This is a genomic window from Kribbella sancticallisti, assembly GCF_039530625.1.
Lineage (GTDB): Bacteria > Actinomycetota > Actinomycetes > Propionibacteriales > Kribbellaceae > Kribbella > Kribbella sancticallisti.
On record NZ_BAAAOS010000066.1, the window covers coordinates 1 to 15451 of the forward strand.

Genomic DNA, 15451 nt, shown 5'->3' on the forward strand with positions numbered 1-15451 from the left:
GTTCACAGCGCCGACGAAGTCGGCTCCTTCACCGGCCGCAGGCCGGCCGGGATCATGTCTGTAAGGGAGAGCGGCCCGCCGTCGTCAGCCCAGCGTTGAATCTCCGATCGGGCCACGGATCTACAACCCCACGTGCACCTACCAGCTGACGTGACCACCACGCGGCAGCTCGGAGCTGAGGGGCTCAATGCCCCGAAGATCCGAAACCGCGCGGTCGAGAGGGCTCGATGCCCCTCTCGGCCGCGGTACCGCCGCGCGATCTCGCCTCAGCGAACGGGATCGGCGGTGGTTGGTCGACGGCGTACCGCAAGGGCCGGGGACACTTCGGATGCCCCGGCCCTCGTGGCTACCTACTTCGCGGCGGCTGCTGCCAGCTGCATCGCTTCGACTCCCTGCGACTCGACCTCGGCGGCGACGTCGGCGTTGGTGATCGTCTGCGCGTACGACGTCACGGCCTGCATCACACCGCCGGCGGTGGTCTGCCCACCCTTGATGAAGTGATCGAGGATGCCCTCGATCTGCTCCTCCGAGAAGGCGAGCTTCTTCCCGACCGCCCGTACGACCTTGTCCGCTCCGCTGACCGGAGCGCCGGCGGTGACCTCCAGGCGCGCGATGGTCCGGTTGACGTAGTCGACGTTGAGGAAGGTGCGAACCGCGTCGCGCGCCTTGATCCGCATCAGCTCAATCTCCTTCTCTCGGGCCTCGTCGGACCAGTCGATGACTCCCTCCGCCATCCGGCTGCCAAGGTGGATGGCCTTCACGACATCCATGTTGATCGTCATCCCGTTGTCGCAGACCTGAACAACGAGCTGCGGAGTGATCGTCGAGGCACCGGCGCCCACCTCGCTGTTGGACACCAGGATCCCTGCGAAGACAGTCGGGTTCTCATCACCGGTTTTCCCGGTGAACGGGCTGCGGTAGTCCTTCAGGAGCTGAGGCGCGTAGGCCTGGATGCCCTCGGCCTGGATCCGCACATACATGCGGGACTCGGTCAGGTCGCAGCCACGAACCTCGATCGGCACGCCTGCTTCCTTGATGCCGTCGAGGGTTGCGAAGAGAGCATCGAGGTTGTCGAACCGCTTGTACTTGTCCGAAAGCAGCGCTCGGCCCAGACCAGGGCCTTCCTCACCTCGGAATGTCCGCATAAAGAACGACCTGTCATCGCCCGGCACCGCCTCACGGATCAGCTCGGCCCGGCCATCGCGCTGCCGAACCTTCGCCTTGCGCCCATGCAACCAGCCGTTCACGTTGGCATCGAACAGATCCGGGCGGGTCCGGTGCATACGCTTCAGGTAACCGACCGGCACGTCGAGCTTGCTGGCCAAACCGGACAGGAAGGTGTGGGTCGGGCGGTACTCGCCGTCGATCTGGGTCACACCGTCTTCAGACAGCTTCGCTTCAACGCCCTTGACGACGATCACGCCCTCCTCGGCGCGGATGGTTGCCGCCGGAGCGACAAAGTCCGCCTTCTGCACCTGCTGACGCTGCAGCATCGCCGTAAGAGTCTTCAGATCCTGGTTGCGCAGGGTGGTCTCGTCAGCGCTGGGGGCGGTCTGCTCGATAGTCATGGATTGCAAGCTCCGATCTGCCAGCAGCGGGGCCGTCAGCCTTCGGCCGACCGTTGTTCGCCCCCTCCTGGCGACGGAACTTCGGACCTGTAAGCGACTGCGGAACAGCCTCCAGCTGCGCGCGTGGGCGGAGCGCAGCGAAGAACACGCGCCTGGGCAGCTGGAGGTTGTGGAGCAGGCGTGTCGGGTCAGAATGGAGTGCCAGGAGGGGGAGAACAAACGCTGTTCACAGCGCCGACGAAGTCGGCTCCTTCACCGGCCGCAGGCCGGCCGGGATCATGTCCGTAAGCTGCCGCCGACCAGCCGACCCGAACCCCCCGCAGATGAAGAGTTACTTGCTGTACTGCTGACGCAGAGATCGAGCAGCCACCAGAGGGTCGTCGGCCGGGTTACCGCCGGCCGTGCCCGTCGACCTCACCGGTCACCGCCAGCGGTGACCGCGGGGTGACCGGCGCGAAGCTCGCGCAGGTCCGGAATGTGGTTGTAGAGGGTGCCGGGGCTGACGCCGAGCAGTTTCGCGATTGAGGTGATCGAGTGGGCAGGGTTGGGCAGCAGGTCGCGGGCAGCGGCGATGATGTCGGCGTTGACCACCGTCGGCCGACCGCCGACGCGGCCGCGGGCCCGGGCGGCGGCAAGGCCTTCATGGGTGCCGGCCACGATCAGCTCGCGGATGAACTCTGCGAGCGCGGCGAAGACATGGAAAATCAGCCGGCCGCCGGGGGTGGTGGTGTCGAGGTTCTCGTGCAGCGAGGTGAACCCGACGCCACGGCTTCGCAGGTCGGCCACGGTGGTGATGAGTTCCTGCAGCGACCGCGAGAGCCGGTCGAGCGCCGGTACGACGAGGGTGTCGCCGGGCTGCATGAACTCCAGCGCGGCGGCCAGCTCGGGGCGGTCGGCGTCGCGCCCGGACTTCTTCTCGGCGAAGATCCGCCGACATCCGGCTGCGGTCAGGGCGTCGAGCTGTCGCTCGAGCTTCTGCCCACCGGTGGACACTCGGGCGTAGCCGATTCGGATCTCGGTCAGGACGACCGGCTCGGCGACCAGAAGCTCACCGCGCTGATCGAGCCGGTCGGGTACGGGGCCGGGTCGCTTCGACATGCCTCGATGTTGTCAGAAAACGGTGGTGGGTCAGTTATTGAACACACCTGTTTTTGAAGGGGTTTTTGAAGGACCAGGCGGGCTCACCGCGACCTGGTGCTCCAGGTCTTCAATAAACGAAGGTTTTTTGAAGCCAACCGGCCAGGAGTTAGTCCTTCCCGGCTCACCGGAGCCGGAAAACCCGTTGCCGGTGCGACCTGCAGGGACGTGTCTGCGAGCCTCGCTCACCGGAACCGGGAAACCCGGCTTCGGTCACTGATGATGGGAGCAAGCACGAACACGCTGATCGATCGCCAGGAGACGCCCGATGCCGACTACGCTCTCTGGGCTGCTGCTGTTCGTCGTCTTGCTGCTGCCCGGGTTCGCGTACCAGGTAGGCAAGGAGCGCAGAGGGGCCGAGCGGGCCATTTCGGTGCTGCGGGAGACCGCCGCCGTTGTGGCCGCAAGCGTCGCTAGCGAGATTTTCGTGGTCGCTGCCATGTCGTGGCTGTGGTCGCGGCACATCGATTTCGGGCGGCTGGTCAGGGAACCGGGCAAGTATTGGCTAGACGACCCAGCGACCTTCGCGGGGTGGGGGATTGGGCTGTTGGCCGGTGCATGCGTACTGGCCTATCTAGTCACGCTGTTACGTGGGTGGGAGGTCCCTGGCTGGGGGCACCTGGTCGCAAAGGGCCTCAAGCGGGTTCGGATCAAGAAGCGCCGGCCGATCTTCGCCGCTGTGCGTTGGGTGTGGCGGCAGCTCACCTACGTACACCCGTCGACGCTGTCGGCCTGGGGCACGGTGTTCCGGGAGGCCAAGCGCTCAGAAGTCCAACTGGACATCACGCTCACCAACGGGGCCTACATCCGCGGCATGCTCATGAGCCACAGCACGGTCGGCGCGGACACGCCTGACCGGGACCTCATTCTTGGACCGCCGATCAAGTACCGAAATCCAGGGAGCAAGAACACGCACGACTACCCTGCCGGTGCTGTGGTCGTCTCAGCGCGGCAGATCGCCGTCATGTTCGTGACGCGGGAGGACAGCTAGAAGTGCGGCTGGCTGCGGGCCGTGGGGGTTGGTCAGTCGGCCGGCAGTTCTGGGGGGAGCGGCATCGGCGGGAGAACGAGCTTGTCGGAATCCTGCCCGGGCCGCGGCGCGTCGCCAGCGGGCAGGACCTGCTGTCCCTTCTCCTCGGTCCCCTTGAGCGGCCCCAACAACTTCTGGCCGTGCTTCAAGCTGTCGTCACTGCTGTCGACCATGTTGATCCTGTCGGTCACTTCGGTCCCTTCATCAAACTGGCCGGGCCGCTCTCCCCGGCCGGGAGGTCGTTCACCGCGTACAGACTGTTCTGACGGTAGCTCCTGCCCCCGACAAATCCTGGCCTATCGGTCAGCCGGCCGGGTGCCGTCTACTCCCGGGCACGATCGGCGCACCGGTCGACCGCCGTCGTATGCCAGCTGCGTCCAAGACGTTCGCGATTTCGCGCCAGGCCCTGTCGGTGAGTTCGCCGATCTCGCGCAGCGAGAGGCCTTCGTCGTACTTCGCGACCACGAACGCCGTTAGCTCGGCGGCACGTCCTGGTGGCAGCCACTGGCCAGCGGTGCCTTTGAACTGCGGGAGCGGATCCCGTCGCGGTCTGGCCGGGTAGGGCATCCCACCATGATCGTCGACGACCGGCCCGAGGCCGGAAGAGCTTGTTCGAGCGGCTTCGCCGCGCTGTAACCGGCGCCTCCGGCGCCGGGTGGTGCCCGGGTACTACACCGCCACTCGACCTCAAGGGTGCTCCGCATCGCCTTCGGCGACGGCCGCAAGCGTCCGCCCTTGACCCCGAGCCTCCAGCGGCGCAGTACCCCGGCAGTTGCCGGCAGGCACACAACGCCTGCCGACCCCTAACGGCCACCACAAACCCCCGCCGGAGGTACTCGTCATGATCAAGCGCCGCGCGATCACCACCATGGTGCTGGAAGCCCAGAGCGCTGGAGCAACCCACCTGTTCGTTGCCAAAGACCAGCTCGACCCCGAGCGGCTGTACGGGATCCGGGTCATGCCCGGTGAGAACCTTCGAGAGGTTCACGATCACAGCGACGACTGGCTGGTGGAGTGCTACGTGCTCAACGACGACACGATCCCGGTGCACCTGCAGCTGGCCGAGTCCCGGGCCTGGCACATGGGGCCGCAAGAACCTGCAGTTGAGCCGGCCGACCCGGTGTCACCCGAGCTCGTCGCCCTCCAGGACGTCGTCGCTGACTACCAGAAGGTCCGGGCGCTCACCTTCTCTCCGGCTAACCAGCCGCCGCGCTATGACCGCTTCGAGGCTGCTCGGCGCCGGCTGGTCGATGCTGCGCGGACGGCGTACGACGAGGGTGTGCTGACCGCGTTCCAGATCCGCCGTACGACCGGGCTGAGCCGAGCTCAGGTCGCCGTGGGTCGCCGGGGTGGCGCGGAGCTGGCGCCGGGCCATGCGCAGGATGCCCGGTAACGGCGTACTGGGGGAGTGCGGTGGCCGCGGTTGTGCGCTGCAATGGACTCATGAGCGAACCTGCAGAGGAGTCCGCGGCCGCCGAGCACGTCCTGAGTGACGATCCCGCGCTCGACGATGCGATCTGGGAGACGCTGCAAAGTGACATCGGTTCCGAGGACTAGTTAGCCGGTCGCAACGGCACGCGCCCTGCGTCAGCTGGGCTGCCAGGTGGTGCTGCGCCGGGCCAGCTCGTACAGCTCGTCGACGTCGGTGCGACTGAGGGTGCGGCGCCGGAACAGCAGCCACACCAGCAGATGCGACTTCGGCATGATCTCTACCCCGGCGCTCCGCGAGCCCCGAACGCTCTTTGCGCCCACGATCACCACAGCCGACAGGACGGTTACCGGGCGGCCGGCGGCAGCCGTGAGCAGCTTCGCGGCCCGGTTCGCCTCGTACTGGGCCGCCTGCCCGTACCTCTTCGCGGCCCCGCCGACGAAGACGACCTCGGGCTTCGCCCGGACCTTCTGGCCGGAGTGGTGCTTGGTGTTGATCGTGATTACGCCCGCGGGTCCGATCAGGACGTGGTCGATGTCCGATCCGCGAGCACCGACCGGTACGGCGTGCAGGACCCTCCACCCTCGCAGCCGGGCCCACTGGAGTGTCCGGGCAACGATCTGCTCGCCCTCGGCGCCGATGCGCCACGCCTGGTCCTCGGTCCGCATGCCCATGGCTCGGCCCAGACTGCGCCACCAGGTCGAGCGTTCCTGGGCAGCGGCGTATGCCGCGCTGCCGGCGCGGTTCTTCGCCAGGTCAGTGCCGGCGTTGGATCGCCGTCGCTGCGACTTGATGCTCAGAGCAACCGCTGGCTGTTGGTCGTCGTCGCGTGATCGGTCGATGCGGTCCAGGAACTCTTGGGTCGTGATCTCGTCGCCGCGCTTGCGGGGCTTCAGCTTGACCCGCAGATGCCCGAGCCCGTTGCTCGCCAGCCACTGCTGCACCATCCCCTCGATGGGGGAGGGCCAGCCGGCTGGGCTGGTCACCTTCACCCGGCCGGTCTTCAGGTCGATCCAGCCGATCTTCCTCGAGCCCGCGTTCACGTAGAGCCGGTCGTGGCCGTAGCCCTGCCAGCGGTTCAGGTTGTACGTCATTGCTTCTCCTGCCGGCCGATCATCCGGCGAGCTGGGTGTATCCCATCAGGGTCCGATCGCCCCTCAGCGCCGGTTCCAGCTGAGTGGGATCGGTGATCTCATGCGGGTCGACCGCATGGGTCATCAGCACCACCGCGCCACCCTCGGCCGCGACCAGATTGCGGGCCTCGTCGTTCAAGTTCACGTCGAACGGGCCCATCAGCCCGCTTCGGAAGCCGATGACCAGCTGGTTCCCGCGCAGCTCGACGACTGCTCCGGGTACCGGGGTCGACGTGAGCGGAGGGGGAGCGAACCCGGCGTCGACGAAGGCTCGATTGGGTTCGACTGCCCACTGCCCAAGGGCGGAACGAGCAAGGTAAATCATCTCCAGGCCGGGATTGACCAGGACGAAAGGCTTGCGACCTTCTTCGCCGTTGTCGCCGTAGGCGACTGGGAGGAGCGCGCACAAGGTGTGATGCGAGACCGTTTCGCCGGCTGCCGCTCGGATCTGGTCAGTCTCGTTCCAGGCCGACTGTCGGCACTCATGATGGTGGAGCGTCGCGCTGGCGAAGATGCTGAAGTCGTCCACGCTCAGCGCTGGGCGCCGGCCAGGCAACGGCTGGTTGCACGTCTGGCAGTCGATGGCCCACAGACTGTCGAGGATCTGCTGCAGGCTCGGTCCGAGCTTGTCGCGGACCGCAGCTGACACTACGACGTTTTCACGCACCGTCATGACCGTCCCTTCCTGTAATCACTCCAGGTCGAACCGTAGTGGCTGCTGGGGACAGTTTGCGGTGGGTCGCGGCGGGTCGGCCGCACGGAGCGTTGGTCGAGCCTTCGCCTTTCCACGTGCCAGTTCTGCGAGGCTGGACGCCATGCCGAAGAGCCACACGCGGAAGAAGAGTAAGGACGCGCGGGGTTCTATCCCGATGGCGCCCCAGGACCCTAGCCCCCTCGTTTCCTTACTGGGCAGCGATTGGAAGGCGCCGGGCGCAAGCTTCGCGGCCGCCATGACACCCATGGTTTCTCGGCCGGCAGCGGTCGACGACTCGTTCGATCGGGATTTTGTGATCAGGATCGGTCACCGCACGATCCGCTGGGAGTTCTGGCCTCAGTGTGTTGCCGCAACACGTTCCGGTACCCGCTGCCTGCAGACATCCGTCGTAGACAACCCCGGCCGGTCTCGCGACGGGGCCTACGACATCGAGAACCGCGAGACCTACGGATCGTGGGCAGCCGAAGCGCTCCGGCGACTGCTGACCCAGCGCTGCCATCTTCATGACAACTCGACCCCGGCCGCGGTCGAGTTTGAAGGCCAGGTTTCAGCCGGCAACGAGGACTGGCGCGGCGAGCTGCAACAGGTCGCGGCCGCCAACGCGATCCGGGCCGAGCAGACCAGGGAAGCCAACCGTCAACGACTCATCGCCACCAAGTGCCCCACCTGCGGGGTCGTGGACGCGCTGAAGTGCGTCCAGAGCTCGGGCCGGCCGAAGCTCAAGGGCTTCCACATGCCGCGCCTCCAGGCCGCCTTCGGCGAGACCAACCAGGGCCGCCTCCCGATTGTCTAGACCACACCAGGGCCAGCCAGTTTGCGGCGATCGCACAGGCGCCAGCAAGTAGGTGGGGTCGTCAGACCTTCGCCGATCCGGCGGCTTGTCCGCTGGCGGGGAGTGGCCTCGGCCGGGACGGACTCGCCGCCGGCCGGTACCGCTTCGCCGTCGGTCAGACGTCAGACGCTTGAATTCACCGCAGCTGCAGGTCGGTACGACGTACCGAGTTCCAAGCTGAGCACTTGGAGTCTTCAGCACCTCACGCACCGACAGGACGGGAGTTTGTCTCGGCGGGCAGACACGCGGGCGGGTCACCACTTCGTCATACCTGTGACCTACATCACCTTCGAAGGTACTCCAGGCGTACCAGCCGATACCTGCGGGCACGGCTATCACTCTCCGTAGATATGCGACCTAGGTAGGCAGTAACCCTCCGGAGTGGCGGAATGCATTCTTGGCGGCTGAGTAAACCGGCAGCCTAAGCCGTCGTATATCCTTATCGAAGGTGGTCAACGGTGACTGGGAAACCAGGATCCGGATCAACTCAGAATCGCAGTCACGCGCCCCCTTTGGGGCGAGCGCCGGCCTTGAGCTTCTCAAGCCCTGGCGCTCCTTCAAAGGAAAGGTGGTGATAATCGATGACCGAGGTGGTCGACCCCCCGTCAGACGATCCGGACAGCGAGAAGCCGTCCCGGTGGCGCCGCGCTCTTGAGCTAGTGACTCAAGCGGCACTTGCCGGAACGGCTCTCGTAGGCCTCTACGCCGCGATCCGTGGTCTATCTGGCTAGTAGTGCCTGTCGGGGGCCTTGCTCGATACCAGTCGAGCAGGGTCCTTGGCTTGCCTAGGCGCCCCTAGATGGCTCCCGACAAGTACTACTGTACACACCCTTAGCATTGCGCCATAGAAACTGGCGGAAAATTTTGCGGTTATTGCGCAGCATAAATTGCCACTGCTAGTGCTGCTGGAAGTGCGAAATATGACGCGAGTTATTACCTCTCTTGGTAGCGCGAAAGATGCCAGCTTTCTCAAGAGATGCTCACACGTTCTTAGCGTGGCGAATCTCCGAAAAATCTCAGCTCGCCCCTAGCAAACTTGTGGCTCGTCGCGCGTGAGGTTCTTGAGGCTCGAATCACGCCCCAGACCACCTTCAGGCTCGCCGGTTGCTGACGCTGCGCAACGTCGATTGAGCCTCAGACTGACCGCCGGCCAGGCGTTCCGACAGCACCGGCTGGAGGTTCAGTCCTGCGTGGCAGCGGACCTGGGGGAGTCGATCGAGCGCGGAGCGCACCTTGCCCGCGGACGACGGAAATGCCTGGAGTGGTGGCTTAGAGCACTCCGCAACTGGAGTCATCCCCACGCTGCCGAAGGGGTCGACCTTTCTGGAGTGAAGGGGTCGACCTTGTCACCACTGATCTCGGAGAGGAGCCCAGCAACCTCTCAAAGATATTTTATCCGCCGTTTCAGCGGGTGTAATGGCGACCAAGTCACCTCCCCCTTCGGTGTTACCGCGACCTACCTTTATCAAGCGGACCTGCCCCACATACGTGGATTGGCGGGTCTAGCTTTTTTAGGGCTAGATCTGTACTGGCCCGCCGTTGACGTCTGCGGCCTGCAGGTACTTGTCGTACCAGCCCCAGCAGCGCTTCTTCCCGGGATGCTTCAGCAGCGCCTGGTTCGCCGTCCACGCGATCACGTCTGCCATCTGCACCGGCTGCGATGCGTGCGACGCGTGGAAGATCGGGTCCTCGATCAGCCGGCGATCCGCCAGCTTGAGGTTGCGGTGTGCCCGAAGGTAGCTCAGATCCGTGCCGTCACCGTCCATGAAGATCAGGCCGTGCTCCCCGGCCGCAGCGAACCGTTGCTCCAGATAGGCGACGAAGTCGGCGTAGAACGCTTCCTTCTTCGCGCCGAAACCCTTGCCGGCCGCGACTCGGCGCCAGACAGTCCCGATTCGCAGCTCGGGGCAGTCGGCCATCGCCTCGAGCGCCCGTTTCACCACGAGAGCGAGGGCTGCCTTCGAGTCGTTGACCTGCTCGTTGTTGGACGGCCGGGACCGACCACCCATGAACTTGGTGGAGTGAATCTCTGTCGTGATCGGGATCTGGAAGTCCCGCACGACCTCCTTGCGGTAGTCGAGCCAGCGGCGCAGTACGGGACCCCAGCTCGCGGGTGACACCTCCAGCCACGAGTAGACCATCAAGCCCGTTTCGTTGGAGCCTGAATCGTCGACGTAGAACATGTTGAACGGAGCCGTGGCTGTCACTGCGTGGCCTTCCTGCGTGTTGCGGCCGCGCTTCCGCGCCGGCGGGTGGACATGCTGGGACTGGACTTACGTGGTGAGGCGCGGCCGGGCGCCTTCTGCCGGGGCGCGAACGGTGGGAGCAGGCGGTACTCGTTCACCTTGGCCAGGCCCGTAGGGCTGAGCGGTGCCTTGACGAGCCTGGAGTCCTTGCGCAGCAGGTTCGCGTCGACCAGCTCCGCGAATCCCCGTTCGGTGGTGTCCGCTGACCAGCCGTACCACCGTGGTGCGTGCTCGGCGGGCAGCCGGAAGCCGGGTTTTTCGTGGAGCGCGACGAGCAGCATCGCGATTCCGGGTAGATCGAGTTCCTCATGCCAGCCTTCGGTCCAGTAGTCGTTGCTCAACGCCAAGAAGCGATCCTGGTTCCCCGTGCCAGGCCGGGTATAGGGCTCGCCCGAGCCATCTTCACGGAGCAGCCCGACCTGGATCTGACGCTCTCGGCCGCGACGGGCGCGAGTGATGAGTTTTCGGTCTTCTAGCCGGGTGAGTACCTTCGACGCGGCCGCGGTGGCCGACGGTCCAGTGGTGGTGAGGTCGGTGTCAAACGCTCGAGCCCACACGGCCAAGGGGAGTCGTGTGTTCGGTCCGCTGGCGCCGGGGCCAGAGTCGCCGATGGCCAGCAGTAGCAGGTAGGCGTTCAGTGCGCGTTTGTCGCGGTGACTCACGAAGCCACTCAGTACCGAGGCCCGCTGGGGAGACCCCGGCGGCAGCTGGACGAACTCGCGGCGAATGAGGGCGATCTGACGCTTCGACCGCTCCAGCAGAGCGGCACGTGTTTCGTCGCCAGTGGCGGGTTCCACTTCCTCCGCGTCAGAGTCTGCCTGCTGAGTCATACGTCGATGATGTCACCCAGCAGCTGGTGAAGCGAGCCGGATACGCATCTAACAACCGGCACATGACGTTGAGCTGATTACCGTACTGGCGGGTCTATGTCTTCGGCTGACGTTCGAGGTGATGCCTCAGGTCGCGGGCTGAGGCCCAGTATCGCCAAAGCCTTCGTACTGGTAGACGCGGGTATTGCTGAGCCGGGAGTAGGTCCGCGGCGCTGGATGTTCTTCACAGGCATCTCATCAACAACGCCCGGTCAGCGGAGCTCATCACCAATGGGTTGCCGGTACACCGAGGGCAGGATCAAGTCCCGCAGCCCTGCGACTATCTGCGGCGCCACCGGGACTACGTGCTCGATGGCCATCTCGAGAATGAGGCTGGCCGAGGCATCTTGCAGCGCGTTGACGATGGATTCTGGTTCGGCAGTCGGACTGCTTGCATCGAGCAACCGCCTGATCGCCTCGGCAGCAGCTTTCAACTTTGCAGCTGTCGCCTCGTCTTCCGGCCATTCCGTCAGCGTTGAGTCGAATTCGCGCAGCGCTGCGGCGAGGTCGCGCTGGGAAGCTTGCGGCAGCGTCTTGTGCGCGCGGACTGCCCGCAGCGCTCGAGCCTCGAGTCCGGCACCAACGTCTGTAGCAGCCGAGTCGATGCGGCTCTGGACGGCTGTGGCGGTGCTCCGCGCGACGTCATCACCGCTGAGGGCTTCGCGGAGACCCTTGGTGATCATCGTGTCCACGCGGTCGCTGCCATTGGCAGCGCGTACGAGTATCCGTGCGACTGCGAGTGGGTCGACCGGGGGAGGCTGCTGCAGCACCCGCAGCCCGTGACCGACCAGTCGGTCGTGGAAGCGAGGGTGTGACGCTGCCATGCCATCGTCGACCAGGTCCAGCGCGAGCTGTGGGCCAATGGGGCAGATCGCTCCGAGACGCTGCGATGCGTTCATGTCGACGTTCTCTACGAGTTCCACGAGAGCGTCGTGCTGGTGCGCTTGCGGTTCGGCGAAGACGCGGCCGGCGGCGAACACCCAAGTGTTGCGCCAGTGCGGGCTAGGGGCAGCCTGCGCGAGGCGTGAGAGCACCGATTCGAAAGGACCAGTTGTGAGGTACATGGCTGCCATCAGCTCTTGTAGCGTCCGGACGTCAAACCCGAGGCCTTCGTCTCCTCTCGGAGCAAGAAGGACCAGCCGATGTGTGGCTGATGTGATGAACCGGTCGAGAAGATCGGCATCGGCGCCTGATGGCTTGAAGCCGGCGTCGTTCAGCACCTGCCATGTCAGATCTCGCAGCTCCTCGCGCGTCATCATGGCGGCAGCTCCGTCGCCTGTCTCGCTGCGTACCTGCAGCTGGAACCCGACGCGCTGATGCAAGGTGAGGATGTGCGGTGAGTTCTCCTGCAGCAGCCGGCTGAACGGTCCTGGCTTCTGTCGCTCGCGTTTGAACACGGTCTCGTAGTAGCCCCAGAAGAGGCTATACCGATCGGGTGAGAGCTGTCCCGAGCTCTCGACGATGATCGACATGATCAACACCTGCAGAGGGGTCTGCATCAGGTGCCGTAGCGCCTCGTTGTCACCAGCCTTCTGGAGGTGTCGTTCGACCCGTTCAACACGATCTGGGTCACCTTTCAGTCGAACGCGGACGGCACGGACGCCGTACTCGACGGCCTGGGTGACACTGAGTTGGGCCATGTCGATTCGTTCGAACTGGGTCGGAGCAATGTTTTCGGTGTAGCCCATCGGCCGAGTTGTAACGACCGCCAAGAGGTCGCACTTGTCTGCATCGGCCTCGGTCACGAACTCGGTGATCTGCTCGATGAGCCGCTTGCGCACAGTCGGTTCGGTGACTTCATCGAGCCCGTCGAGGACTAGCAGCCATGGCCATTGCTTCTGCCACGAGTCGAGCGCTCGGGGCGTCACCTTGCCGAGGACCAGTCGCTTCGACACCTTGTGTGAGATCCAGCGCAGCAGAGTGGAGTCCTCGGTTAGCCCACCCTCCTCGACGTACTCCGCCAAGTCGATCCGGATTGGCCATCTGCGGTGCTTCGGCAGGTCAGTCCCGAAGCGTTGCAGCGCAGCCCTCGTGCCCTCGATCACGGCCTGGTGGTCTGCGCTGAGGTCCTGACCTCCGTTGAGGAGTGCGGCGCGGTAGGCCTGGACCAGGAACTTCGAGATGGTCGTCTTGCCGTTTCCCGGGGCGCCGGCCACGACGATGTGTCGGGGCCCGGGGAAGAGGCCGAGCCGGGGATTGAGAACCCGTTCTCCGCGTTCGAGGATGTACCGGATCGCGCTGTGCCGCTGACCCGCTTCTCCGACCGTTACGGGCAGGTCGACGACCACTTTCTCGATCGGTGTACCGGCAGTGTCGGCATCGCCGGCCTCGTCGAAGTACAACCAGTGGTCGTTGATCAGTGATGCGCGCGCGTGCTTGCGGAGTCCCGTCTCGAGTTCCTGTAACGGGAGCTGGTCGGTGAATTGCCCCAGGTGCGCGAAGACGTCCGCCGCGGTGAGGAACGCGCTGAAGCCCTTCCGGACGCTGTCATGCGTAGTCAGTAGGGCGTCGAGCTGGTTGCCGTCCCAGATCCGCCAGGCCTTGAGACGGGCCATGCGCGTGCGCTTCGCCACGCGCGCCGCGGTGCTAGAAGCATCCACGTCACGTTTGCTGTCGTCCAGTGCCTCGATGTACTCGGCTATGTTCTTGTGCAGCATGGCCAAGCCGCCTGTGTGAGGGGTGGGCGTCAGGGGCACGTTGGTGATGATGACGAGATGGTTTGGCACTGGGTTCCGGCCCAAGTTTGTCGGGTCGGCCCACTTCTCCAGCTCTGCTCTCACTTGAGTCCATAGCCAGGCAGCGTTGTCCGCGGGCCGGGCCTCGAGCCGTTCCTTCTGCTTGACCTGGAAGACCGTGTAGCCGTCCCAGACTTCAGCTGGCACTTGGTCGGAAGCAGACCACACCAGGACGCCGTTGCAGTACATATCTCGTCCGCCATCACGCCCCGACCCCAGGACTTGGATCCGCGGACCGAACGTCGCGATCGTCAAGGCCGCGGCCAGATCCTGAAAACCGGATGACCCCAACTGTTCAAGGTTGTGCTGCACGCCTCGATGGTCTCAGGGATCACAGACAATCTGTGCCACTTGGGGGAGCAGCAGTCACATCCACGCCACTGTCAGTTGTTCCGCCGATAACGGGGTTCTATGTCGTCTCCACAGATCTAGCAACGGACGTCGTACTCCTGGACAATCGGCGAGAGCGGAGGGTAGCTGTGCGGAAATTCTGGTGGGACCTCGGTATTGGAGTTCTGGCGACAGGGGTGGCCGCGCTGATCGCAGGCGCAGCGCACAACTGGGAGGCGGCAGTGGCGCGGAGCGGCGGCCTGTACAACCTGATTGCCCTCTCTGCCATGGTTGTCTGCACCAGCGCGATCTTCTTCTGGCTGAGTGCGATCAGCATCCCGAGGCCGGGCAGACCTGACCAAAACGGTGATGAGAGCTGGGGAGCCGTGGCCGGTTGCTTCATCTTCGCCTCAACATGTTTAGGCGGTCTCATGTGGTGGATCCTCTCCGCTCCCGATTCAATCCGGTAGCTGGATGTTCCGAGGACTGTGAACCCCTCCCTCTGACAGGCAGGAACCGCGGCCGCCGATAAGTTATCTTATGTCAGGTGCTAAGTCTGCTTTTACTCCTGACATTAGTCCCGCCGGTTGTAGTAGAAGATCTGCTCACCCGGCTCCGGAAGTACGCCGCCATTGATGCCGAAGACGACGTACAGGTCCAAGGGGTGGCCGCTCGGCAGGACGGTGAAGCCATGGCCGCGGTAGAAGTCCGCGAGGCCACTGTCGGTGCGGAACTGACCGTAGAGGTAGAGGTAACGGCAGGCGAGATAGATGTCCTGGAACCGCGCGAGCAGGCCAGTGCCGATTCCGCGGCCGTGCCAGCCGGGGTCGACGGCGAGCGCCCGCAGCTTCGCGAGCGTCATGATGCCGCCGGCGATCGTCATCATGTTCTCCTTGTCGCTCGCCAGCGGCTGGGCGTTCAGGTACTGCTCAATCACATTCGGCGGTGGGTATGCGAGCAGCGCGCCGACAACGTCGCCCTCTGGTGTGACCGCTACCAACGGCAGGGTGGCGGCGAGGGTCGCGGCCTCCGGGCCTGTAGAACCAGCGAGCCGCCTGGCGAGCTCCAGCTGGAACCGCTCGTGACCGTGCTCGGCGCCGGCCAGCACGGCGGCGGCAAGATCATCGGAGTGCAGCATCTCGCCCAAAGAGTCGTCCGCATCGGCGCCGGTCAGGCTGATCAGGGCGTCGAACCGCGTCAGGTCGTCGGGGCGGGCCAGACGGGCCGTGATGCCAGGGCTGATCTCGGCCGCCAGATCCACCCGCCGCGCGATTCGTGAAAACGTTGGGAGCGAACCCGCCGGACTCACCGTTCGCCGGGTCGGCCGGCGCACGCGGTTCGGCTCCTTCTTGCGACCTCTCGACTTCGGCATGGTGGCCCACCCTCTTCCAGCGATCTCATCTGACCTGCAGGCGATCACACTACGT

General features: G+C 65.0%; 14 protein-coding genes. 4 read left to right on the forward strand and 10 right to left on the reverse strand.

Annotated features, from left to right (window positions below; genetic code table 11):
* Positions 1 to 350: 350 nt before the first annotated feature.
* Both ABD255_RS41040 and ABD255_RS41045 read right to left on the reverse strand, forming a co-directional pair.
* Positions 351 to 1568 (reverse strand): DUF932 domain-containing protein, encoded by a 1218-nt coding sequence (locus tag ABD255_RS41040; protein ID WP_344222259.1) that lies wholly within the window; start codon positions 1566 to 1568, stop codon positions 351 to 353.
* Positions 1569 to 1982: 414 nt separating this feature from the next.
* Positions 1983 to 2666 (reverse strand): recombinase family protein, encoded by a 684-nt coding sequence (locus tag ABD255_RS41045; protein ID WP_344222260.1) that lies wholly within the window; start codon positions 2664 to 2666, stop codon positions 1983 to 1985.
* 307 nt (positions 2667 to 2973) lie between these two features.
* On the opposite strand from ABD255_RS41045, the gene ABD255_RS41050 reads away from it, so the two are divergent.
* Positions 2974 to 3696 carry a DUF6338 family protein gene (locus tag ABD255_RS41050; protein ID WP_344222261.1) on the forward strand — a complete coding sequence of 241 codons (723 nt, stop codon included), beginning with the start codon at positions 2974 to 2976 and terminating at the stop codon, positions 3694 to 3696.
* Positions 3697 to 3728: 32 nt separating this feature from the next.
* Here the strand turns inward: ABD255_RS41050 and ABD255_RS41055 are convergent, their stop codons facing one another.
* Positions 3729 to 3926, reverse strand: a complete 198-nt coding sequence (locus ABD255_RS41055) for a hypothetical protein (protein ID WP_344222262.1) — start codon at positions 3924 to 3926, stop codon at positions 3729 to 3731.
* A gap of 112 nt (positions 3927 to 4038) precedes the next feature.
* Entirely contained in the window at positions 4039 to 4302 is a 264-nt protein-coding gene (locus ABD255_RS41060) for a hypothetical protein (RefSeq protein ID WP_344222263.1), read from the reverse strand.
* Positions 4303 to 4576: 274 nt separating this feature from the next.
* On the opposite strand from ABD255_RS41060, the gene ABD255_RS41065 reads away from it, so the two are divergent.
* Positions 4577 to 5128: a hypothetical protein gene (locus tag ABD255_RS41065; protein WP_344222264.1), complete on the forward strand. Its 552-nt coding sequence runs from the start codon at positions 4577 to 4579 to the stop codon at positions 5126 to 5128.
* A 194-nt stretch (positions 5129 to 5322) separates the two neighbouring features.
* Here ABD255_RS41065 and ABD255_RS41070 read toward each other — a convergent pair whose 3' ends face one another.
* Together ABD255_RS41070 and ABD255_RS41075 are read right to left on the reverse strand one after the other, a co-directional pair.
* Complete coding sequence (locus tag ABD255_RS41070) at positions 5323 to 6258, reverse strand: nuclease-related domain-containing protein (protein ID WP_344222265.1); 936 nt, start codon at positions 6256 to 6258, stop codon at positions 5323 to 5325.
* 19 nt (positions 6259 to 6277) lie between these two features.
* The gene (locus tag ABD255_RS41075) at positions 6278 to 6826 is read right to left on the reverse strand and encodes a hypothetical protein (RefSeq protein WP_344222266.1); all 549 of its coding nucleotides are present in this window, start codon (positions 6824 to 6826) and stop codon (positions 6278 to 6280) included.
* Positions 6827 to 7166: 340 nt separating this feature from the next.
* On the opposite strand from ABD255_RS41075, the gene ABD255_RS41080 reads away from it, so the two are divergent.
* Entirely contained in the window at positions 7167 to 7805 is a 639-nt protein-coding gene (locus ABD255_RS41080) for a hypothetical protein (RefSeq protein WP_344222267.1), read from the forward strand.
* A gap of 1556 nt (positions 7806 to 9361) precedes the next feature.
* Here ABD255_RS41080 and ABD255_RS41085 read toward each other — a convergent pair.
* From ABD255_RS41085 to ABD255_RS41095, 3 genes are all read right to left on the reverse strand, one after another.
* The gene (locus ABD255_RS41085; RefSeq protein ID WP_344222268.1) at positions 9362 to 10051 is read right to left on the reverse strand and encodes a DUF3800 domain-containing protein; all 690 of its coding nucleotides are present in this window, start codon (positions 10049 to 10051) and stop codon (positions 9362 to 9364) included.
* A complete protein-coding gene (locus ABD255_RS41090; RefSeq protein ID WP_344222269.1) occupies positions 10048 to 10920 on the reverse strand; it encodes a hypothetical protein in 873 nt (290 codons plus the stop codon). Before ABD255_RS41090 ends, ABD255_RS41085 begins: the two co-directional genes overlap by 4 nt.
* 251 nt (positions 10921 to 11171) lie before the next feature.
* The gene (locus ABD255_RS41095) at positions 11172 to 14006 is read right to left on the reverse strand and encodes an NACHT domain-containing protein (RefSeq protein WP_344222270.1); all 2835 of its coding nucleotides are present in this window, start codon (positions 14004 to 14006) and stop codon (positions 11172 to 11174) included.
* Between the two features lie 167 nt (positions 14007 to 14173).
* Between ABD255_RS41095 and ABD255_RS41100 the strand changes: the two genes are divergently transcribed.
* Entirely contained in the window at positions 14174 to 14494 is a 321-nt protein-coding gene (locus ABD255_RS41100) for a hypothetical protein (protein WP_344222271.1), read from the forward strand.
* Positions 14495 to 14598: 104 nt separating this feature from the next.
* Here the strand turns inward: ABD255_RS41100 and ABD255_RS41105 are convergent, their stop codons facing one another.
* Positions 14599 to 15396 (reverse strand): GNAT family N-acetyltransferase, encoded by a 798-nt coding sequence (locus tag ABD255_RS41105; RefSeq protein WP_344222272.1) that lies wholly within the window; start codon positions 15394 to 15396, stop codon positions 14599 to 14601.
* Positions 15397 to 15451 lie beyond the last annotated feature (55 nt).

Bases quoted from the DNA above. Each gene is read 5' to 3' on its own strand.
- ABD255_RS41070 (WP_344222265.1), bottom strand. From the start codon at position 6,258: ATGACGTACAACCTGAACCGCTGGCAGGGCTACGGCCACGACCGGCTC.
- ABD255_RS41045 (WP_344222260.1), bottom strand. From the start codon at position 2,666: ATGTCGAAGCGACCCGGCCCCGTACCCGACCGGCTCGATCAGCGCGGT.
- ABD255_RS41090 (WP_344222269.1), bottom strand. From the start codon at position 10,920: ATGACTCAGCAGGCAGACTCTGACGCGGAGGAAGTGGAACCCGCCACT.
- ABD255_RS41050 (WP_344222261.1), top strand. From the start codon at position 2,974: ATGCCGACTACGCTCTCTGGGCTGCTGCTGTTCGTCGTCTTGCTGCTG.
- ABD255_RS41105 (WP_344222272.1), bottom strand. From the start codon at position 15,396: ATGCCGAAGTCGAGAGGTCGCAAGAAGGAGCCGAACCGCGTGCGCCGG.
- ABD255_RS41065 (WP_344222264.1), top strand. From the start codon at position 4,577: ATGATCAAGCGCCGCGCGATCACCACCATGGTGCTGGAAGCCCAGAGC.
- ABD255_RS41080 (WP_344222267.1), top strand. From the start codon at position 7,167: ATGGCGCCCCAGGACCCTAGCCCCCTCGTTTCCTTACTGGGCAGCGAT.
- ABD255_RS41040 (WP_344222259.1), bottom strand. From the start codon at position 1,568: ATGACTATCGAGCAGACCGCCCCCAGCGCTGACGAGACCACCCTGCGC.
- ABD255_RS41060 (WP_344222263.1), bottom strand. From the start codon at position 4,302: ATGCCCTACCCGGCCAGACCGCGACGGGATCCGCTCCCGCAGTTCAAA.